Here is a 19934-nt window from a genome sequence, read left to right as displayed (position 1 = left end):
GGAGGCTCCAATGGCGAAGATTGTTTGCGTACTCTACGACGACCCTGTCACCGGCCAACCTCACACCTACGCCCGCGATGGGCTGCCGCACCTGGACCGCTACCCCGACGGCCAGACCCTGCCCACCCCCAAGGCCATCGACTTCACCCCGGGCACGCTGCTGGGCAACGTTTCCGGCGAGCTGGGCCTGCGCAAGTACCTGGAGAGCAACGGCCACCAGTTGGTGGTCACCTCCAGCAAGGACGGCGTCGACAGCGTGCTGGAGCGCGAACTGCATGACGCCGAGATCGTCATTTCGCAGCCGTTCTGGCCGGCCTACATGACCGCCGAGCGCATGGACAAGGCGCCCAGGCTGAAGATGATCGTCACCGCCGGAATCGGCTCCGACCACACCGACCTGCAGGCGGCCATGGACCGCGGCATCACCGTGGCGGAAGTGACCTACTGCAACAGCAACAGTGTCGCCGAACACGTGGTCATGACCACCCTGGCGCTGGTGCGCAATTACCTGCCGTCGCACCAGTGGGTGCTCAAGGGCGGTTGGAACATCGCCGACTGCGTGGCGCGCTCCTACGACGTGGAAGGCATGCACGTGGGCACGGTGGCCGCCGGGCGCATCGGCCTGCGGGTGCTGCGCCTGCTCAAGCCGTTCGACATGCATTTGCACTACATGGACCGCCACCGCCTGCCCGAGGCCGTGGAGAAGGAGCTGAACCTGACCTACCACGCCACCCTGGAAAGCCTGGCCAAGGCCTGCGACGTGGTGACCCTGAACTGCCCGCTGCACCCGGAAACCGAGCACATGATCAACCAGGAGTCGCTCAAGCATTTCAAGCGCGGCGCCTACCTGATCAACACCGCGCGCGGCAAGCTGTGCGACCGCGACGCCGTCGCCGCGGCCCTGGAGAGCGGCCAGTTGGCCGGCTACGGTGGTGACGTGTGGTTCCCGCAACCGGCGCCGGCCGACCACCCGTGGCGGCGCATGCCCCACCATGGCATGACCCCGCACATCTCCGGCACCAGCCTGTCGGCGCAGGCGCGCTATGCCGCCGGCACCCGCGAGATCCTGGAGTGCTACTTCGAGCAGCGGCCGATCCGCGAGGAATACCTGATCGTGCAGGGCGGCCAGCTGGCGGGGGTAGGCGCGCACTCCTACAGCGCCGGCAACGCCACCCAGGGCTCCGAAGAAGCCGCACGCTTCAAGCGCTGAGGTGCCCATGAGCCAGACTCCGTCAGGCATTACCCTGAACGTGGCGTCGGCGGCGCGGGCGCGGGCCGGCCAGCTATTGCTGACCGGCCTGGGCACCCTGCTGGCCGTGGCCCTGATCGCCATCCTGGCCAGCCGTAGCGGCCAGCCCCTGCTGATCGGCTCGTTCGGCGCCACCTGCGTGCTGCTGTTCGGCTTCCCCAAGGGGCCGTTCTCGCGGCCGCGCAACGTCATCGGCGGGCACCTGCTGTGCTCGTGCACCGGGCTGGCCTGCCTGGCGCTGCTGGGCCCGGGCATTTTGCCCATGGCCGTGGCAGCAGCGCTGTCGGTGATGTTGATGGGGCTGACCGACACCACCCACCCGCCGGCGGGCGGCAACCCCATCATCATCTTCATGACCTTGCCGGGCTGGGATTTCGCCCTGGTGCCCACCCTGGCCGGCGCGGTGCTGTTGACCGCGACCGCCTGGGGATACTGGCGCCTGGTCGCCTTGAGCAAGCGTGGCTGAAGCAGTGGCCGCTGCCTGGACGCAGCGGCCTCTACGCAAACGCTATATAGTTTTGTATATTGCGATTCTCAATTCCCTTCCGCGCACAGCACGGGAATGAAGCACAACAAGGATCCGCCGATGTACATCATGCCTTTCGACCCCCGGCTGGACGCCAGCCCCCCTGCCCCCGCGCCGCAGTTACCGGTGCGCGAGCACATCCTGCAGGCCGCCTGCCAGGTGTTCGCCCGCGAAGGCTTCGATGCGGCCACGGTCAACGGCATCGCCCAGCACGCCGGGCTGCCCAAGCCCAACGTGCTGTACTACTTCAAGTCCAAGGACAACCTCTACGCCCAGGTGCTGGAAAGCATTGCCACGCCGTACCTGGACGCCTGCCTGTCACTGCACGACGACGACCAGCCGGTGGCGGCCCTGACCCGTACGGTGAGCGCCATGGTGCAGCTGTTCGAACGCCAGCCGTTTGCGTCCAAGGTGTTCATGGTCGAGCTCAAGGAAGGCGCCACGCGCCTGCCGCCCGCCTACGCCGAACGCTGGGCGGCGCGGGTGCGCGAGCACATCGAGCGGCTGGGCCGCTGGGTCGACGCCGGCCTGCTGGCCCCGGTGGACCCGCGGCACCTGTTGCTGTCGACCTGGGCCATCGCCCAGTCGTGCATCAGCCTGGGCTGGCAGGTGCCAGGCCTGCGCGGCCGCGAGCAGCTGGAAGCGATCGACTACGCCGCCGCCACCCAGACCGCCACGCGGCTGCTGGTGGAAGGCCTGACACCCGTGCAGCCAGCGGCCCAGCGCAAGCGCGCCTGATACACCCCGCCTACTGACAACCCCTGGGGTTTCGTACCTGTTTTGCGGGTGGTTTTGCCGTGTTCAGGTGCTGACATTTGATAATCCTATATTATCAACTCTTTATAAATTGAAATTACCGCAAAATAACAAGCGACAAATCATATGTAATTACAGGGTACGTAATACAGTACGAAATCGTAGCAGCTGCCGCAGGCTGCGTCCTGTGCACCACCGAATAACGGACACGCCAATGACGCGGCCATGCGGCCGCTGCTACGGTGGAGAAAAAAAGGAGGGGTTAGAGGCTGCCCAGCGTGTCCCACAACAGCTTCAGGTTCAGCACCACGATCACCGCGGCTACCAGCCAGGCCAGCACCTTGGTCACCGGGCCGATGACCAGCTCGCCCATGCTGCGGCGGTCGGAGACGAAGCTCACCAGCGGAATCACCGCGAACGGCAGCTGCATCGACAGCACCACCTGGCTCAACACCAGCAGGTGCGCGGTGCCCTCCTCGCCGTACAGGCTGGTGACCGCGATCACCGGCACGATGGCGATGCCACGGGTCAGCAGGCGCCGCGCCCAGTCGGGGATGCGCAGGTCGAGGAAGCCTTCCATGACGATCTGCCCCGCCAGGGTGGCGGTCACCGTGGAGTTGATGCCCGAGGCCAGCAGCGCCACGCCCAGCAACGCCGAGGCGATGCCCACGCCCAGCAGCGGCGACAGCAGGTGGTAGGCCTGCTCGATCTCCACCACGTCGGTGTGGCCGCTGCCATGGAAGACGGCAGCAGCCGTGATGAGGATCGCGGCGTTGACGAACAGCGCCAGGGTCAGGGCAATGGTACTGTCGGCCACCGCCCAGCGCAGGCCGCTGCGACGGCCTTCCGGGGTGCGTGGGTAGGCACGGGTCTGGACGATGGAGGAATGCAGGTAGAGGTTGTGCGGCATCACCGTGGCGCCAATGATGCCGATGGCGATGTACAGCATGGCCGGGTGGGTGACAATGCTCGCCTGGGGGATAAAGCCCTGGAACACTTCACGCCATTGCGGCTGGGCCAGCACCAATTGCGCGGCAAAACAGGCAAATATCAGGGTCAGCAAGGCAATGACGAAGGCTTCCAGCGCGCGGAAGCCACGGTTCATCAGCAGCAGGATCAGGAACACGTCCAGCACGCAAAGCACCGCGCCCCACAGCATGGGTATGCCGAACAGCAGCTTGAGGGCGATGGCGGTGCCGATCACCTCCGCCAGGTCGCAGGCGATGATCGCCGCCTCGCAGGCCAGCCACAGGGCAATGCACACCGGCTTGGGATAGCGCTGGCGACAGGCCTGGGCCAGGTCCAGGCCGGTGGCGATGCCCAGGCGCGCGGCCAGGGCCTGCAGCAGCACGGCCATGATGTTCGACAGCAGGATCACCGACAGCAGCGTGTAGCCAAACTGCGAGCCGCCGGCGATGTCGGTGGCCCAGTTGCCCGGATCCATGTAGCCCACCGCAACCATGTAGCCGGGCCCGGCGAACGCCAGCAGGCGGCGCAGCCAATGGCCATTTGCGGGCACGGCGACACTGCCGTTCATCGCACCCAGGCTGGGGCGGGCGGCAAGGGGGAGCGTGCGCCTGTGGCGGGCCGTGTAGTCGGCCTGGTGGTTATCCGTATTCAAGGTCGCGCTTCGCTGTTACTGAGTCGAAAACTGCCGGCGAAACAAAGCGCCTATCTGCTGAACGTAGCGGCTTTGCGGAAATTTACTCGCCTGGCGAATTATTTCCGACCACAGGGCTGGGTGAAGGTCGATTGCAGGCGATCAGCGGCACCTTCACTGGGCGAGCGGCCCCGTGCTGGGATACCCTTGCCAGCCTTCCCCGCCTGGCCACCGGAGCCGCCGTGACTGATTCTGCCCATCGCCCCACGCTCACTACCTCCACCCTGCTGGGTATCGCCCAGATCATCGCCTGGGGTGGCTCGTTCTATCTGATTGCCGTGCTTGCGGCGCCCGTGGTGGCCGACACGGGCTGGAGCCAGGCCTGGGTGTACGGCGCCCTGTCGCTGGCCATCCTGCTGTCGGGCCTGTTGGCACCCACTGTTGGCCGCCTGGTGGCGCGCCTGGGCGGCCGCCGGGTGCTGGTGGCCAGCGCGCCGATACTGGCCGCCGGCCTGGCGCTGCTGGCGGTGGCGCCCAACCTGCCGTGCTTTTTGCTGGCCTGGGTGGTGATCGGCATCGGCATGGCTACAGGGCTCTATGACCCTTTGTTCGCGGCCCTGGGCCAGCGTTTCGGCAGCGACGCACGCAGCGCCATCACCCAGATCACCCTGGTGTCGGGGTTCTGCACCTCGATCACCTGGCCGCTGGTGGCGGCGCTGGTGGCGCACCTGGGCTGGCGCGGCGCCTGCCTGACCTACAGCGGCCTGCTGCTGGTGCTAGTGCTGCCGATTTACCTGCGCACCCTGCCACCGCTGGCTGCCCTGCCCGCCAGCCACGCGGCGGCGCCCGGTGCCAGCGGCACGGCGCCAGACCGCCGGGTGTTCCTGCTGCTGACGGCCAGTTTCACCCTGGCGGCGGTTATTTTCACCGCTATTTCAGTGCAACTGATCAGCCTGCTGCAAAACCTCGGCTTCAGCCTTACGGCAGCCCTGGGCGTGGCCGCGCTGATCGGCCCCAGCCAGGTGGGCGTGCGGGTGCTGCAGGTGGTGCTGGGGCGCAACGCGCACCCTATCTGGAGCACGCTGGTGTCGGTGCTGCTGGTGGCCGCGGGCCTGGCAGGGCTGCTGTTCGCGACCCAGTGGGCGCTGGTGGCTATCGTGGTGTACGGGCTGGGCAGCGGTATTCGGTCGATTGTGCGCGGCACCCTGCCCCTGGCGCTGTTTGGCCCGGCCACCTACGCCGTGGTGCTGGGCCGCATCGCGCGCCCGGTGTTGATTGCCCAGGCGCTGACACCGCTGCTGGGTGGGTATCTGCAGGCGCATTTCGGTGCCACGGCGACGCTGGCGGTGCTGGGCGTGCTGGCGCTGGTCAACGTGGGGACGGTAGTGGCGTTGCAGCGCCACATGCCGCGCCACTGATGCCGTAGCCGCTGCCGCAGGCTGCGCTGGCCCTATGCCTCGCTGCACATCTCCAGCGTACGCGATGGCCAGCGCAGCCTGGCGGCAGCGGCTACGGGCGATAGCGGCGGACTCATTGGGTTTGCTGCAACTTCAGGCCATCGCGAATCGCCTGCACCTGCGCCTCGTTGTCGGCGTACCCCTGCGCCGACCCCGCATACGACAACGAATACGCCGCCCCCGGCGCACTTCCTGCCACCAGGGTCTGGGTCATCACGTGGCCGCCGTTGAGGCTGATCTTGCAGGTGGTTTCCACCGCGGCGATGTCGCCCAGCTTCGAGTCGTGCACCTTGGTGCACACGCTCTGATAACCGCCATGGCTGAAGTTGATCTGCAGCGCCTTGCGCATTTCCAGCACCACGCCGCCCAGGTTCACCTGGTGGTCCGGCGCCAAGGCCGTGCGGGTCAGTTCCACGACCATCTGCGGGTCACCGTTGGCGTCATTCTTCGCCGCGCGCTGGCGGTGCACGGCCGGGTCGCTGCCGGCGGGCAGGTCCTCGACGCTCCAGCCCGCCGGCCAGGTGATCACCACCTCGTCGGCCAGGGCCAGGGGCGCGGCCAGCAACAGGCCAAGGGCAAACACGGTACAGCCACGGTGCGGGAAGGTCATGGAAAGCGCGGGGTCCGTTGAGAAAGGGGGCCGATGAAACCGCGAGCGTGACGCAACTTAGACTTCAAGTAAAACATTTCACCCGCCTGCTACCCTCAGATCGTGTTTAATTGCGCCTATTTAACTGCCCGAGGTACTGCATATGCCTGCCCTGCCCTTGAAAAAACTGCTGGGTGCCACCGCGCTGCTGCTTGGCTGCGCCGTGTCGCCGCTGGTGTTCGCCCATGCCCACCTGAAAAGCGCCACGCCGGCCGCTGACGCCACCGTCAGCGCCCCGGCCGAGCTGAGCCTGGTGTTCACCGAGGGCGTCGAGGAAAGCTTCACCAAGGTTGACCTCAGCCGCGACGGCGAGCCCGTGCTGGTCAAGAGCATCGCCACCCAGGGCGCCGACAAGAAGACCCTGATCGTCACCCCGGCCGCACCGCTGGCCGCAGGCACCTACACCGTGAAGTGGCACGCCCTGTCGGTGGACACCCACAACAGCGACGGCAGCTACAGCTTCAAGGTGGCCCCGTAACCCCATGAGTGCTTTGGTCGTCGTTCGTTTCGTGCATTTCTGCGTGGTGCTGCTGGTGTTCGGCACTTTGGTTTTCCGCCCGTTGCTGCTGGGCGACGCCCGCCAGCAGGCGCGCTTGCGCCAGTGGCTGGACCCGCTGCTGTGCCTGCTGGCCGGCATCGGCCTGATCACCTCGGTGGCCTGGTTGATGCTGACCGCTGCCGACATGGCCGGCAACTGGCAGTCGGCGCTCAACAGTGAAGTGATCATGAAGGTGCTGACCCAGACCTTCTTCGGCAAGGCCTGGTTCGTGCACCTGTTCGCCAGCCTGGTGCTGCTGATGTGCCTGCGCATTCCCATGCGCCTGCCCACCTGGCTGCCCCTGGGCCTGAGCACCGTGCAACTGGCCACCCTGGCGCCGGTTGGCCACGCCGCCATGCTCAGTGGCGTGCCCGGCGCGCTGCTGATGCTCAACCAGCTGGTGCACCTGCTGTGCGTGGCGGGCTGGATGGGCGCGCTGATGCTGCTGATGATCATCCAGGCACGCCCGGCCGGCTACGACCTGCGCGGCACCCTGCTGCGCTTCAGCGGTTATGGCCTGGTGCTGGTGGCCGGCATCCTGGTTACCGGCCTGATCAACGTGCGCGTGCTGACCGGTGCGCTGTGGCCCACGCCCATGGACTCGGGCTTTGCCCTGGTGCTGGCGGTGAAGGCCTCGATCGTGGCGTGCATGCTGGCGTTGGCACTGTTCAACCGCGCGGCGCTGGCCAATCAGCGCATTGCCCTGAACACCTTGCGCCAGACGGTGCTGGTGGAGTGGCTGCTGGGGTTGGGGGCGTTGGCGGCGGTGTCGTTACTGGGTACGTTGAGCCCGGTGCCGTTGGTGTAGACAATAACCGTGGGAGCCGGCTTGCCGGCGAGCTTTTGACCTCAAAGGCTCGCTGGCAAGCCAGCTCCCACAGGCCGTCCATTACCCTTATAAATCGTAACGGTCTACTGCGCGGCGGCGTTCGTTGTCGTCGCGCACGTCGTAGTTGGCGGTGGTCTGGATATTGGTGTGGTGCGCTAGTTTCTGGGCGATGGACAGGTCGTGCTCTTCGATCACCCGGGTGATGAACGAGCGGCGGAAATCATGGGGCATGATTTTCACGCCGACCTGGGTGCCGCGCTGGCGGGCGATGTAATAGATCGCGTGCTTGGTGATGCGCTCGCGGGTGATGTGGCTGCCGCGGCGGATGCGGTTGAACAGGAACGTGTCGTCCTGCTCGCCCTCGCCCAGGTGCTCGCGGCGAAACGCCAGCCAGGCTTCCAGCTTCTCGAACGCCCAGGCCGGGGCGTATTTCACCAGTTGCTTGTTGCCCTTGCCGGTAACCTGCAGGCTGCGTTCCTGGAAATCGATTTGCGCCAGGTCAAGGTTCACCGACTCCGACTTGCGCATGCCCGAACCGTACAGAATCGCGATCACCGCCGCGTCGCGCAGGCCCTGGGGCCGCGGGTCGGCGGCGCACACGTCCATCAGTTCGCGGATCAGCGTGCGCTTGAGGTTGCGGCCCTGGCTGAGCCGCGTGCCGGCGGCCGGCTTGACCGAGCGCATTTTCAGCAGGTGGTCCTGGTCGATCAGGCTCAGGCGCCAGGCCTCGTTCATCACCCCACGAATGGCGTTGACGTACAGCGACGAGGTGTTGGGCGCATAGCCGTCGGTGCGCAGGGCGGCCACCAGGCCGGTGATATGGCCCGGTTGCAGCACGTGCCAGGGCACGTCGCGGATGTCGGTGTCGGCGAAGCCTAAGCGATCGGCGGCGTCCTGCAGCACGTATTTCATGGTCAGCTGGCTGGATGGCACCAGCCGCGCCAGGTACTGGACCAGGGGGTTGCGCACGTCCGGCAACGGGTCTAGGGCGGGGATTTCAGGCAAAACGCGGGGTTCCTCGTGGGCTTCAAAGCGCGGCCATGTTAACAGCCCCTGGCAAATGATGGGCGCTCACCCTTTTGCAGCAAGCTGATGAAAACCCGACCGATTTTGGTGCTGACACGTTTCAGCCGGCCCACAATAGCGCTATGCTGATTTCTTTGTCCCGGTCATCCATGGAGGTAGCGTCATGAGCCAAGATCCACTGAGCAGTCTGTACCCCACAGCAGCGGATATCCCCGAGCAGTACCGCCTGAGCGGCCAGGTCGAGCAACGCGACTACCTGGTCGATGGCGAACTGCGCCGCTGGGAAGGCCCCCTGGCCACCGTCCGCAGCCCGATTTTCCTCGACACCCCCGAAGGCGACCAGCAGGTGATCCTGGGCAGCACGCCGCTGCTCGACGCCGACACCGCCTTGACCGCCCTGGACGCCGCCGTGCGCGCCTACGACAAGGGCCGCGGTGCCTGGCCGAACCTGCGCGTGGCCGAGCGTATTCGCCACGTCGAAGGCTTCCTGGCACGCATGCGCGAGCAGCGCGACGCGGTGGTCAACCTGCTGATGTGGGAAATCGGCAAGAACCTCAAGGACTCGCAGAAAGAGTTCGACCGTACGTGCGACTACATCGTCGACACCATCAACGCCCTCAAGGACGTGGACCGCAAGTCCAGCCGCTTCGAGCTGGAACAGGACACCCTGGGCCAGATCCGCCGCGTGCCGCTGGGCGTGGCGCTGTGCATGGGCCCGTACAACTACCCGCTGAACGAGACCTTCACCACGCTGATCCCGGCGCTGATCATGGGCAACACCGTGGTGTTCAAGCCGGCCAAGTTCGGCGTGCTGCTGATTCGTCCGTTGCTGGAAGCGTTCCGCGACAGCTTCCCGGCCGGCGTCATCAACGTCATCTACGGCAGCGGCCGCGAGACCGTCAGCGCGCTGATGGCCAGCGGCAAGATCGACATCTTCGCCTTCATCGGCACCCACAAGGCCGCCAGTGACCTGAAAAAACTGCATCCCAAGCCGCACCGCCTGCGCTCGGCCCTGGGCCTGGACGCCAAGAACCCCGGCATCATCCTGCCCGAGGTGGACCTGGACAACGCCGTCAACGAGGCCATCACCGGCTCGCTGTCGTTCAACGGCCAGCGCTGCACCGCCCTGAAGATCCTGTTCGTGCACGAGAACGTGGTGGGCAGCTTCATCGAGAAATTCAACCAGAAGCTGGCGGCGCTGAAATCCGGTATGCCGTGGGACGCGGGCGTGTCGCTGACGCCGCTGCCGGAGTCGGGCAAGACCGAGTACCTGTCGGGCCTGGTCGCCGACGCCGAGGCCAAGGGCGCCAAGGTGGTGAACGCCGGTGGCGGTGCCATTCGTGGCAACTTCTTCTACCCGGCCGTGCTGTTCCCGGTCACCCCGCAGATGCGCGTGTACCAGGAAGAGCAGTTCGGCCCGGTGGTGCCGATCGTGCCGTTCCGTGACCTGGAGACCGTGATCGACTACGTGCTGGAGTCCGACTTCGGCCAGCAGGCGAGCATCTTCGGCACCGACGCTACCCAGGTGGGCAAGCTGGTGGACATCTTCGCCAACCAGGTCGGCCGCATCAACATCAACGCCCAGTGCCAGCGTGGCCCGGACACCTACCCGTTCAACGGCCGCAAGAACTCGGCCGAAGGCACCCTGTCGGTGTTCGACGCCCTGCGCACCTTCTCGATTCGCACCCTGGTGGCCACCAAGTTCCAGGACGCGAACAAGACGTTGATCAGCGACATCATCCACGACCGGAAGTCGAACTTCCTGACCACGGATTACATCTTCTGATGTGACAGCCCGCGGGACGCGGCCTGCGGCGTGCCAGCAAAACCGCGGCGCTCGGGACGCGGCCTGTGGCCGCTGCTACAGGAATTTCGCGTAGCAGCTGCCGAAGGCTGCGCCTGGCTGGCATCCCACAGCGGATAATCGCCCAGGCGCTTCACCAGGCCGGCGCGCAAGGGATTGGCGACGACGTACCGCGCCATCTGCTTGAGGTTGTCTTCCTTGCGCAACGCACGGTCGTGGTAGCCCTTTTGCCAAAAGCGCCCGGTGCGGCCCAGATACTGATTGATGCTCTGGCTACTGCGCGCCTTCACCCTGCACATGACTTCGCCCAACGACTTTTCTCGCAACGCCATCAACCAGTGCAAATGGTCCGGCATCACCACCCAGGCCAACGACTCGACCAGCCCTGCCTCGTGCGCCGAGCGCAGTTCATGGACCACCAGCCGGCCCGCCCGCAACTGCTCGAAATACCGCTCCCGTCCCTCGGTCACCGTGGTGAGCAGGTAGATGCGGCCCGGTTCGCTGCAACGGCCGGTGCGCAGTGTGTAGGCGCGGCGCTTGCCTTCCATGGTAATGCCTCCCTGGCTGAAGACAGTACGGTAATGGCGAGGCTGAGGAATGGCTACCGTGGGTGCGTTGCGGGGGATTTCAGACGCGGCCTGTGGCCGCTGCTACAAATACACTTGCGTGGACCCGCGAAATGGCGGTGTCCGGAAGTTTTTTCTGGGCGCGGCAGGCCACGGGGAATGGTGGCCAGGGGCCTTGCAACCGGGCGAGATGTCGCAGGCCAGCGCCACGCAAACGGTTGCGCTATCGGTTTTCAGGTGCGATAACTAAAAAGGTAACGCGACTCGACACCCGATAAAAGCCAGAAACCACGCCCGCATCACTGTCGTTTTCCGTCGTTTTATGACCGCTCACCTGAGCCTGCCCTTCAACCTCCTCGAGGCCATTCATTGGTGCGCCCAAGCACCTGCTGCACACAAGGAAACGGAACATTGAGCGATCAATCCACTCCGCACTCTCCCCTCGCCCGCCTATGCGCCAAAATCGGCATTCCCTACCCGCTGTTCTGGGGCTTCGTCGGCCTGTTGATCTTCATGATCGGCGACGGCGTCGAACTCGGTTACCTCTCGCCCTTCCTCGGCCAACGCGGCCTGCCTGAACACCAGATCGCCATGGTCTTCACCCTGTACGGGATCACGGTCGGCATTTCCTCCTGGCTGGCCGGCGCGCTGTCCAACCTCTGGGGCCCGAAACGGGTGATGACCCTCGGGCTGATCATCTGGAGCGTCTTCGAGGCGCTGTTCCTGGTCTACGGCCTGCAGAAGCTCAGCTACCCGATGATCCTGCTCACCTACGGCCTGCGCGGCTTCGGCTACCCGTTGTTCGCCTACGGCTTCCTGGTGTGGATCGCCGCCGCCACGCCGTCACGCAAGATGGGCCTGGCGGTAGGCTGGTTCTGGGTGGCCTACGCGGCGGGCCTGCCAACCCTGGGCTCGCTGGTGGCGAGCATCAGCATCCCCATCATCGGCGCCCTGCAGACGTTCTGGCTGTCGTTCGGCCTGGTAGTCATCGGCGGCATCATCGGCCTGGTGGGCATGCGTGAAAGCCACGGCCTGCAACGCCTGGCGCCCGAAGGCGAGAAACCGCTGGTGTCGATGGCGAAGAACATCACCATCATGTGGACCCAGCCCAAGGTGACCCTGGCCGGGTTGGTGCGGGTGATCAACACCGCGTCGATGTTCGGCTTCCTGGTGGTGCTCCCCGGTTTCTTCATGCACACCGTGGGCTTCACCCTGGAGCAATGGCTGCGCCTGCTGACCATCGTGTTCGTGTTCAACATCATCGGCAACATGGGCTCGAGCATCGTCAGCACGCGCATCGGCTACCGCAACACCATCCTCTGGCTGGGCGCAGTGGGCAGCACCATCAGCACGCCGCTGTTCTTCTTCATGCCCCAGGCGTTCCCGCACAACTTCCTGCTGGCCTCGGTGTTCGGCGCGTTCTACGGGCTGACGCTGGCGTGCTTCGTGCCGCTGTCGGCGCTGGCACCGGCCCTGGCGCCGCAAAACAAGGCGGCGGCGTTGTCAGTGCTGAGCCTGGGTGCGGGTGCCTCCACGTGGGTGGGCCCTGCGGTGGTGGCGATTTTCAGCGACCGTTACGGGCTGGAAGGCGTGGTGTGGGCGTTTTCGGGGTTGTATGCGCTGAGCGCGGTGATGATGGTGTTCCTGCGTGACCCGGAACCGGTGCATGAGCCGGTGCTGACCCAGGCCACGCGCCGAATCAAGGTGCGGGTGCCGCGGTTGGATTACCGCTGGGCTCATGCGACGCGGGCTGAGTAAGCGGCGCTGGTGACGCGGCCTGCGGCAGCTGCTACAGCAGCGGCCGCAGGCCGCGTCCGGGCGTTACACCCGTTCCAACGCCAACGCCACACCCTGCCCGCCGCCGATGCACAAGGTCGCCAACCCCTTGCGCGCATCGCGCTTGATCATTTCATGCAGCAGAGTCACCAGCACGCGGCAGCCCGACGCGCCAATGGGGTGGCCCAGGGCGATGGCGCCACCGTTGACGTTGACCTTGTCGGCGTCCCAGCCCAACTCCTGCCCCACCGACAGCGCCTGCGCGGCGAAGGCTTCGTTGGCTTCGATCAGGTCCAGTTGGTCGAGGGTCCAGCCGGCTTTCTGCAGGCAACGGCGTGTGGCGCTGACCGGGCCGATGCCCATGATGGCCGGGTCGACGCCAGCGTTGGCGTAGGCGGCGACGCGGGCCAGCACCGGCAGGTGCAGTTCCTGGGCCTTGGCGGCGCTCATCAGCAACACGGCGGCCGCGCCGTCGTTCAGCGACGAGGCGTTGCCGGCCGTGACCGTACCGTCCTTCTTGAACGCCGGCTTGAGCTTGGCCAGGCTGTCGGCCGTGGTGCCGGCGCGTGGCTGCTCGTCGGTGGCGAAGGCGATGGGGTCGCCCTTGCGCTGCGGAATCAGAATGGGGGTGATCTCGGCGACAAAGCGCCCGCCTTCGATGGCGGCTGCAGCCTTGGCCTGGGACTGCGCGGCGAAGGCGTCCTGGGCTTCGCGGCTGATGCCGTACTTGTCCACCAGGTTCTCGGCGGTGATGCCCATGTGGTAGTCGTTGAACGCGTCCCACAGGCCGTCGCTGATCATGCTGTCGACCATGCTCGCGTGGCCCATGCGCAGGCCGGTGCGGGCGCCGGGCAGCACGTAGTTGGCGAGACTCATGTTCTCCTGGCCGCCGGCGATGATTACATCGGCGTCGCCGCAGCGGATGGCCTGGGCCGCCAGGTGCAGGGTCTTGAGGCCCGAGCCACAGACCTTGTTCAGGGTCATGGCCGGCACGGCCACTGGCAGGCCGGCCTTGATGGCGGCCTGGCGCGCAGGGTTCTGGCCGGCACCGGCGGTGAGCACCTGGCCAAGGATAACTTCGTCCACCAGGCTGCCGTCGAGGCCGGTCTGGGCCAGCAGTTGGCGGATCACCGCGGCGCCCAGGTCGACGGCGGGAATGGTGGCCAGCGAGCCCTGGAAACTGCCGACCGCGGTGCGGGTGGCGGCGACGATGACGACGTCTTGCATGGTGTGAACCTCGTTGTTATTGGACGATTCGATACGATACGGGCATCGGTGGATTGTCACGCCATTAGATTATTTTGATAATTTTGTTTTTCAAAGCAGTTCATCAGCTTTGCTTATCAATGATCGCCTGCGCGCTGCGCAGCGCCAGGGCCACCGCCGTCAGCGTCGAGTTGACCGTGGCCGAGGTCGGCATCACCCCGGTGCCGCACAGGTAGAGGTTGTCATGCTCATGGCAACGGCCGAAGGCGTCGCACACCGAGGTGCGTGGGTCGTGGCCCATGCCCAGGGTACCGGTGATGTGCTGGTTGTTGGAGAACTTGCCATCGGCGCTGTGGCGCAGGTGGGTGCCGCCCATTAGCTGGGCGATGCGCAGGAAGTCCTGGCGCGAAGCATCGGCGCCGCGCCGGGTGTAGTCGTCTATTGCGTAGTGCAGGCGTGGCGTGGGCAGGCCCAGTTTGTCGCGGCGGTCGCTGAGGGTGACGCGGTTGTCGGGGTGGGGCAGCAGCTCCAGCACGTCCTTCACGCTCATTTCGAAGGCGGCGCGGTGGCGCAACTGGGTCTTGAACGCTACGCCATAGACCCCAGCCTTGAGCAGCGCCTCGCTGGCCGTGTCGACCCGCGAGACGTTGGTGAAATCCAACCGGTAGGCGGCGCGATGGCGGCGGAAATCGCCGTCGCGCAGGGTGTTGATCGAACTGGGGCTTTGCGGGCCGCGGCCCAGCCATAGTTCCTCGTCGGCGTCGAAACTGAGCGAGGTGCTGGGATGGTCCATGAGGTTGCGGCCCACCTGCCCCGAACCGTTGGCCAGGCCGTGGGGGTAGCGGTCGCTGGCCGACATCAGCAGCAGCTTGGGGCTTTCGATGCCGTTGGCGGCGACGATGAAGGTCTGCCCGGTGACCCGATGGCTCTGTTTGTCCGGGTCATAGTAATGAGCGGCGACGATGCGCCCCTGGGCGTCGTGCTCCAGGCGGTAGACCACCGCCTTGATCTGCAGGCGCACGCCCGCCGCCAGGGCCTGCTGGATGGCAATGCCACCGTGGTACTGGGCGTTGATCGGGCAAATGGGCTGGCAGCTGTTGCTGGCGCAGCACGGCGGCCGGCCATCGTAGACCTGGCTGTTGCGCGCCGCCGTGTTGCCCACCACGCTGTAGGCCGGCGCCAGGCGCTCGCGAATGCGCGCCATGGCGTAGGGCTCGGCCACCGGCGCCATGGGCAGCGGCTGGCTGCGGGGCGAGCCGGTGTTGGCGGCGCCGGATACGCCCATCAGCACCTCGGCCTGTTGGTAGAACGGCTCCAGGTCGGCGTAGGCCAGCGGCCAGTCGACGCCCACGTCGTACAGGCTCTTCAGGCGAAAATCGTTGGGCAGCAGGCGCCAGGCCTGGGCCGCCCAGTGCCAGCTGGTGCCGCCTACGCCGCGGATGTACTGGGTGTCGTAGGGGTACGGGCCGGCCTGGTCGAGGTAGCCGTTGGGCTCGGGCTGGTAGATAGGGTGCGGCGCCCAGTCGTGGTACGGGTACGGCGCCAGCCAGTCGTGCTTGCGCGGCGCGGCGCGAAACGCGGCCACCACCTGGGCGTGGTCGATGGGCCCGCCCGCCTCCAGGATCAGCACCGACAGGCCGCACTCTGCCAGGCGCCTGGCCGCGGTGGCGCCGACAATGCCGCTGCCGATCACCACCACGTCGGCGCTCAGGGCCTCAGGCATTGCCCGCCACCGGCTTTTGCGTCCAGCTGCCGTAGCCACCCAAGGCAAAGCTGGGCGGCTGCAGCACGTCGCTGACCATTTGCGCGTTCAGCGCTTGTTCGTAGGCCACGCAGCGCGCCTGGGCGCCGCTGCCGACGATGCCCATGAACCAGGCGCGGGCGATGGCCCGGGGCACTTTGGCCAGCGGCGATTGTTCGCTGTCGAGGGTGTGCTGCAGGGTCTCGGGGCTGATGCGCCGCGCTTCGATCAGGCTCAGCAGTTGGCGGGCCTGCTGGGGAAAATCAGGGTGCAGGTCGCACAAGGCCCGGTACAGGGCGGCGGCCAGGCTGGCGTCCAGGGCCTGCTGGCCGGCGATCAGCGCCGACAGGGCGAGGAAATCGGCCTGGGCCGGGCTGTCGACCGGTTCAGCCAGGGCAAAGCCGATGTGCGAGGCCGTCCAGGCGCCCAGCATGGCCGTCAGCAGGGTTCGGCGGGTGGGGTTCATGGCATCCATTCTCCGGGGCATCGCTGTTGGAACACGGCGAGCCGGAGAAATTCACGGGATGCGCAATAAACGCCATCGCTGAATTTTTGTGGGAGCTGGCTTGCCAGCGAGCTTTTGGGCCTCAAAAACTCGCTGGCAAGCCAGCTCCCACAGGGTTTATGCGACGGCGGCGGCGATCAGGGTGCTGGCGGCAGCCTTTTCGACCTTGATGGCGATGAACTTCGAGGTCGGAGTGAAGGTGCGGTCGCCGTAGCTTTCCAGCGGCACCAACGGGTTGGTCTCCGGGTAATAGGCAGCGGCCTGGCCTTCGGGGATGTCGTAGGCGATCAGGGTGAAGCCCTTGACCCGACGCTCGCGGTTGTCATCCCACAGCGCCACCAGGTCGACCTTGTCGCCCGGCGCCATACCCAGCTTGCGAATGTCCGCCTCGTTGACGAACACCACGTCACGCATGCCGTACACACCGCGGTAGCGGTCGTCGAGGCCGTACAGGGTGGTGTTGTACTGGTCGTGGGAGCGCATGGTCTGCAGGATCAGGTCCGGCGCGACGTTCATCTTGCGCACGCCGGCGTTGACCAGGTCGTCGGGCAGCAGGCTGGCGGTGAACTGCGCCTTGCCGCTGGCGGTTTTCCACACGCGCTGGGCAGCGGTGTTGCCCAGGTGGAAGCCGCCCGGGTGCTCCAGGCGCTTGTTGAAGTCGGTGAAGCCCGGCAGGGTGTCGGCGATCAGGTCGCGGATGCGGCTGTAGTCGCCCACCAGCCAGTGCCAGTCCACCGGGTGGTTGCCCAGGGTGGCGGCGGCGATGCCGGCAATGATCGCAGGCTCCGAGCGCAGCGCCGGCGAGCGCGGCTTCAGCTGGCCGTGGGAGATGTGCACCATGCTGAAGGTATCTTCCACGGTGATGCCCTGCGGGCCATTGACCTGCACGTCGATCTCGGTACGGCCCAGGCACGGCAGAATCAGCGCGTCCTTGCCGGTGACCAGGTGGCTGCGGTTGAGCTTGGTGGCGATATGCACCGTCAGGTCGCATTTGCGCAGGGCTTCGTGGGTGCGCGGGGTGTCCGGCGTGGCTTGGGCGAAGTTGCCGCCCAGGCCGATGAACACCTTGGCTTCGCCACGTTCCATGGCGCCGATGGCCTGCACGGCGTTGTGCCCCACTTCGCGCGGCACGGTGAAGTTGAAGCGCTTTTCGATGGCGTCCAGCAGGGCTTTCGACGGCTTTTCGTCGATGCCCATGGTGCGGTCGCCCTGCACGTTACTGTGGCCACGCACCGGCGACAGGCCGGCGCCCGGGCGGCCGACGTTGCCGCGCAGCAGTTGCACGTTGATGACTTCCTGGATGGTCGGCACCGAGTGCTTGTGTTGGGTGAGGCCCATGGCCCAGCACATGATCACGCGCTCGGCCTTGCGGTACATGCTGGCGGCCAGTTCGATATCCGCCAACGGCAGGCCCGACTGCTCGACAATGTGCGCCCAGGTAGTGGCGTCCACTTCAGCCAGGTAGGCGTCCATGCCGGTGGTGTGCTCGGCAATGAAGGCGTGGTCGAACACCGCGGGTTCGCCATTGGCCTGGGCCTCGCGCTCCCATTGCAGCAGGAACTTGGCCATGCCGCGGAACAACGCCATGTCGCCGCCCAGCGCGGGGCGGAAGTAGGCCGAACTGGTGGGCTTGGAGCCGTTGCCGAGCATTTCCAGCGGGTGCTGTGGGTGCTGGAAGCGTTCCAGGCCGCGCTCCTTGAGCGGGTTGATGCAAATCACCTGGGCGCCACGCTCCACCGCTTCACGCAGCGGCTCGAGCATGCGCGGGTGGTTGGTGCCGGGGTTCTGGCCGATGACGAAGATGGCGTCGGCGTGCTCCAGGTCGTGGAACACCACGGTGCCCTTGCCCACGCCCAGGGTCTCTTTCATGCTCACGCCGCTGGCTTCGTGGCACATGTTCGAGCAGTCGGGGAAGTTGTTGGTGCCATAGGCCCGCACGAACAGCTGGTACAGGAAGGCGGCCTCGTTGCTGGCGCGGCCCGAGGTGTAGAACTCGGCCATGTCCGGCGACGGCAGGGCCTTCAGGTGCCTGGCGATCAGCGCGTAGGCGTCTTCCCAGCTGGTTTCCACGTATTTGTCGCTGGCGGCGTCGTAGCGCACCGGGTGGGTCAGGCGGCCCTGGTACTCCAGCCAGTAGTCACTTTGCGAGGCCAGCGCCGTTACCGTGTATTTGTTGAAGAACGCCGGGTTCACCAGGCGCCCGGTGGCTTCCCAGTTGACGGCCTTGGCGCCGTTCTCGCAGAACTTGACCATGCCGTTTTCCGGCGACTCGCCCCAGGCGCAGCCCGGGCAGTCGAAACCGCCGTTCTGGTTGGTCTTGAGCATGGCGCGAATGTTAGTGAGCGCCTTCTTGCTGCCCAGCCAACTGCGCGTCACCGCTACTAAAGCGCCCCAACCAGCTGCGGCACCTTTGTAGGGTTTATAGCGTTCGTGCGTGGACATGGGGCGCTCCGTTTTCGGCAGTGAATTCAGAATCTCAGGCTATTCCCGGCCCTGCCAGCTGTCCAATTGCTATTAGTGAACGCGTGATCGACGCCATCTATCACACCGTGATAGACGCCATTGATCATGTCTTCACTCGAAGTAATTAGACCTGCCCCCACCACACCCTTATTCTGGACGCACGAATGAGCTGTTCAACGAGGTATGCATGTCTGATCGGACCCTGGTAGACGGTTTCGCCCGGCGCGTGGACTACGTGCGCCTGTCGGTGACCGACCGCTGCGATTTCCGCTGCGTGTACTGCATGGCCGAGGACATGACCTTTCTGCCGCGCCAGCGCATTCTCAGCCTGGAAGAGATCGGCGAGCTGGCCGAGCGCTTCGTCGCCCTGGGCACCCGCAAAATCCGCCTTACCGGCGGCGAACCGCTGGTGCGCAAGGGTATCGTCGAACTGTGCCAGCGCATCAGCGCCCTGCCCGGCCTGCGCGAATTGTGCCTGACCACCAACGGCTCGCAGCTGGCGCGCCTGGCCCAGCCGCTCAAGGCGGCGGGCGTCAAGCGCCTGAACATCAGCCTCGACAGCCTGGACCCGGCGCGCTTCAAGGAACTGACCCGCACCGGCGACCTGCAGGCGGTGATAGACGGCGTCGATGCCGCCAACGCCGCCGGCTTCACCCACACCAAGCTCAACTGCGTGGTGATGAAGGGCCGCAACGACCACGAGATCAACGACCTGGTGGCGTTCGCCATCGACCGCGGCGTGGACATTTCCTTTATTGAAGAGATGCCGTTGGGCACGATCAGCGAGCACAGCCGCGCCGAGGCGTTCTTCTCCAGTGCCCAGGTGCGCGAGGTGATCGCCCAGCGCTACACCCTGATCGACTCCGCCGAATCCACCCAGGGGCCATCGCGCTACTGGCGGCTGGCCGAGGCACCGCACATCCGCATCGGCTTCATCTCGCCCCACAGCCACAACTTCTGCGCCACCTGCAACCGCGTGCGCGTCACCGTCGAAGGGCGCCTGTTGCTGTGCCTGGGCAACGAGCACGGCATGGACCTCAAGGCCGTGCTGCGCGCCAACCCGGGCCAGCCGCATAAGGTCGAACAGGCGATTGTCGAGGCCATGAAGCTCAAGCCGTGGCGGCATGACTTCCAGCTCAACGACGACGTGCAGGTGGTGCGGTTCATGAACATGACCGGCGGTTAGCACCCACGGCGCGCCTGTAACCGCTATCATCGAACCTGCTCCCCCTGCCCAGCCCCG

General features: G+C 66.0%; 16 protein-coding genes and 1 pseudogene. 9 read left to right on the top strand and 8 right to left on the bottom strand.

Annotated features, from left to right (window positions below):
• Positions 1-10: 10 nt before the first annotated feature.
• The 3 genes from AC0J42_RS14385 to AC0J42_RS14375 all read left to right on the top strand — a co-directional run bounded on the left by AC0J42_RS14385 (position 11) and on the right by AC0J42_RS14375 (position 2513).
• Positions 11-1210 (top strand): NAD-dependent formate dehydrogenase, encoded by a 1200-nt coding sequence (locus tag AC0J42_RS14385; protein ID WP_473006669.1) that lies wholly within the window; start codon positions 11-13, stop codon positions 1208-1210.
• 7 nt (positions 1211-1217) lie between these two features.
• Positions 1218-1715, top strand: a complete 498-nt coding sequence (locus tag AC0J42_RS14380; protein ID WP_473006668.1) for an HPP family protein — start codon at positions 1218-1220, stop codon at positions 1713-1715.
• Between the two features lie 120 nt (positions 1716-1835).
• Positions 1836-2513, top strand: a complete 678-nt coding sequence (locus tag AC0J42_RS14375; protein ID WP_473006667.1) for a TetR family transcriptional regulator C-terminal domain-containing protein — start codon at positions 1836-1838, stop codon at positions 2511-2513.
• A 280-nt stretch (positions 2514-2793) separates the two neighbouring features.
• On the opposite strand, the gene AC0J42_RS14370 is transcribed toward AC0J42_RS14375, so the two are convergent.
• Entirely contained in the window at positions 2794-4068 is a 1275-nt protein-coding gene (locus AC0J42_RS14370; protein ID WP_473006858.1) for an Nramp family divalent metal transporter, read from the bottom strand.
• A 356-nt stretch (positions 4069-4424) separates the two neighbouring features.
• Here AC0J42_RS14370 and AC0J42_RS14365 point away from each other — a divergent pair, with 356 nt between their 5' ends.
• Positions 4425-5549, top strand: a complete 1125-nt coding sequence (locus AC0J42_RS14365) for an MFS transporter (protein ID WP_473006857.1) — start codon at positions 4425-4427, stop codon at positions 5547-5549.
• Between the two features lie 112 nt (positions 5550-5661).
• On the opposite strand, the gene AC0J42_RS14360 is transcribed toward AC0J42_RS14365, so the two are convergent.
• Positions 5662-6198 (bottom strand): DUF4946 domain-containing protein, encoded by a 537-nt coding sequence (locus AC0J42_RS14360; RefSeq protein WP_473006666.1) that lies wholly within the window; start codon positions 6196-6198, stop codon positions 5662-5664.
• 151 nt (positions 6199-6349) lie between these two features.
• Here AC0J42_RS14360 and copC point away from each other — a divergent pair, with 151 nt between their 5' ends.
• Positions 6350-6715: a copper homeostasis periplasmic binding protein CopC gene (gene copC, locus AC0J42_RS14355; RefSeq protein WP_416427601.1), complete on the top strand. Its 366-nt coding sequence runs from the start codon at positions 6350-6352 to the stop codon at positions 6713-6715.
• Between the two features lie 4 nt (positions 6716-6719).
• Complete coding sequence (gene copD, locus AC0J42_RS14350; RefSeq protein WP_473006665.1) at positions 6720-7583, top strand: copper homeostasis membrane protein CopD; 864 nt, start codon at positions 6720-6722, stop codon at positions 7581-7583.
• An 87-nt stretch (positions 7584-7670) separates the two neighbouring features.
• On the opposite strand, the gene AC0J42_RS14345 is transcribed toward copD, so the two are convergent.
• A complete protein-coding gene (locus tag AC0J42_RS14345) occupies positions 7671-8609 on the bottom strand; it encodes a site-specific integrase (RefSeq protein ID WP_416424217.1) in 939 nt (312 codons plus the stop codon).
• Between the two features lie 184 nt (positions 8610-8793).
• Here AC0J42_RS14345 and AC0J42_RS14340 point away from each other — a divergent pair, with 184 nt between their 5' ends.
• A complete protein-coding gene (locus AC0J42_RS14340) occupies positions 8794-10416 on the top strand; it encodes an NADP-dependent glyceraldehyde-3-phosphate dehydrogenase (protein WP_416424216.1) in 1623 nt (540 codons plus the stop codon).
• 119 nt (positions 10417-10535) lie between these two features.
• On the opposite strand, the pseudogene AC0J42_RS14335 reads toward AC0J42_RS14340, so the two are convergent.
• Positions 10536-10982: pseudogene (locus tag AC0J42_RS14335) on the bottom strand (REP-associated tyrosine transposase); the annotation flags it as partial.
• Between the two features lie 429 nt (positions 10983-11411).
• On the opposite strand from AC0J42_RS14335, the gene AC0J42_RS14330 reads away from it, so the two are divergent.
• Positions 11412-12758 carry an MFS transporter gene (locus tag AC0J42_RS14330; protein WP_473006664.1) on the top strand — a complete coding sequence of 449 codons (1347 nt, stop codon included), beginning with the start codon at positions 11412-11414 and terminating at the stop codon, positions 12756-12758.
• A 63-nt stretch (positions 12759-12821) separates the two neighbouring features.
• Here AC0J42_RS14330 and AC0J42_RS14325 read toward each other — a convergent pair whose 3' ends face one another.
• The 4 genes from AC0J42_RS14325 to AC0J42_RS14310 form a co-directional block, all read right to left on the bottom strand.
• On the bottom strand, positions 12822-14003 hold the full coding sequence (locus AC0J42_RS14325; protein ID WP_473006663.1) for an acetyl-CoA C-acetyltransferase: 1182 nt from the start codon (positions 14001-14003) through the stop codon (positions 12822-12824).
• A 103-nt stretch (positions 14004-14106) separates the two neighbouring features.
• Positions 14107-15705, bottom strand: coding sequence for a GMC family oxidoreductase (locus AC0J42_RS14320; RefSeq protein WP_473006662.1), 1599 nt, complete (start codon positions 15703-15705; stop codon positions 14107-14109).
• Positions 15698-16189, bottom strand: a complete 492-nt coding sequence (locus AC0J42_RS14315) for a sugar dehydrogenase complex small subunit (protein WP_416424212.1) — start codon at positions 16187-16189, stop codon at positions 15698-15700. The genes AC0J42_RS14320 and AC0J42_RS14315 overlap by 8 nt, the downstream gene beginning before the upstream one ends.
• Positions 16190-16345: 156 nt before the next feature.
• Positions 16346-18670: an FdhF/YdeP family oxidoreductase gene (locus tag AC0J42_RS14310; RefSeq protein WP_473006661.1), complete on the bottom strand. Its 2325-nt coding sequence runs from the start codon at positions 18668-18670 to the stop codon at positions 16346-16348.
• Positions 18671-18878: 208 nt separating this feature from the next.
• Here AC0J42_RS14310 and moaA point away from each other — a divergent pair, with 208 nt between their 5' ends.
• A complete protein-coding gene (gene moaA, locus AC0J42_RS14305; protein ID WP_416424210.1) occupies positions 18879-19877 on the top strand; it encodes a GTP 3',8-cyclase MoaA in 999 nt (332 codons plus the stop codon).
• The last annotated feature ends 57 nt before the right edge of the window (positions 19878-19934 follow it).

The sequence above is a fragment of the Pseudomonas sp. Tav-5-1A genome (genome assembly GCF_055755055.1).
Note: the sequence above shows the minus strand (reverse complement) of the source record. Positions and strands in the feature narration are given on the sequence as shown.

Excerpts from the sequence above, each read along its gene's own strand:
- AC0J42_RS14320 (WP_473006662.1), bottom strand. The coding sequence starts at position 15,705 with ATGCCTGAGGCCCTGAGCGCCGACGTGGTGGTGATCGGCAGCGGCATT.
- AC0J42_RS14360 (WP_473006666.1), bottom strand. The coding sequence starts at position 6,198 with ATGACCTTCCCGCACCGTGGCTGTACCGTGTTTGCCCTTGGCCTGTTG.
- AC0J42_RS14385 (WP_473006669.1), top strand. The coding sequence starts at position 11 with ATGGCGAAGATTGTTTGCGTACTCTACGACGACCCTGTCACCGGCCAA.
- AC0J42_RS14370 (WP_473006858.1), bottom strand. The coding sequence starts at position 4,068 with ATGAACGGCAGTGTCGCCGTGCCCGCAAATGGCCATTGGCTGCGCCGC.
- AC0J42_RS14340 (WP_416424216.1), top strand. The coding sequence starts at position 8,794 with ATGAGCCAAGATCCACTGAGCAGTCTGTACCCCACAGCAGCGGATATC.
- AC0J42_RS14325 (WP_473006663.1), bottom strand. The coding sequence starts at position 14,003 with ATGCAAGACGTCGTCATCGTCGCCGCCACCCGCACCGCGGTCGGCAGT.
- AC0J42_RS14310 (WP_473006661.1), bottom strand. The coding sequence starts at position 18,670 with ATGTCCACGCACGAACGCTATAAACCCTACAAAGGTGCCGCAGCTGGT.
- AC0J42_RS14315 (WP_416424212.1), bottom strand. The coding sequence starts at position 16,189 with ATGAACCCCACCCGCCGAACCCTGCTGACGGCCATGCTGGGCGCCTGG.
- moaA (WP_416424210.1), top strand. The coding sequence starts at position 18,879 with ATGTCTGATCGGACCCTGGTAGACGGTTTCGCCCGGCGCGTGGACTAC.
- AC0J42_RS14380 (WP_473006668.1), top strand. The coding sequence starts at position 1,218 with ATGAGCCAGACTCCGTCAGGCATTACCCTGAACGTGGCGTCGGCGGCG.
- copD (WP_473006665.1), top strand. The coding sequence starts at position 6,720 with ATGAGTGCTTTGGTCGTCGTTCGTTTCGTGCATTTCTGCGTGGTGCTG.
- AC0J42_RS14375 (WP_473006667.1), top strand. The coding sequence starts at position 1,836 with ATGTACATCATGCCTTTCGACCCCCGGCTGGACGCCAGCCCCCCTGCC.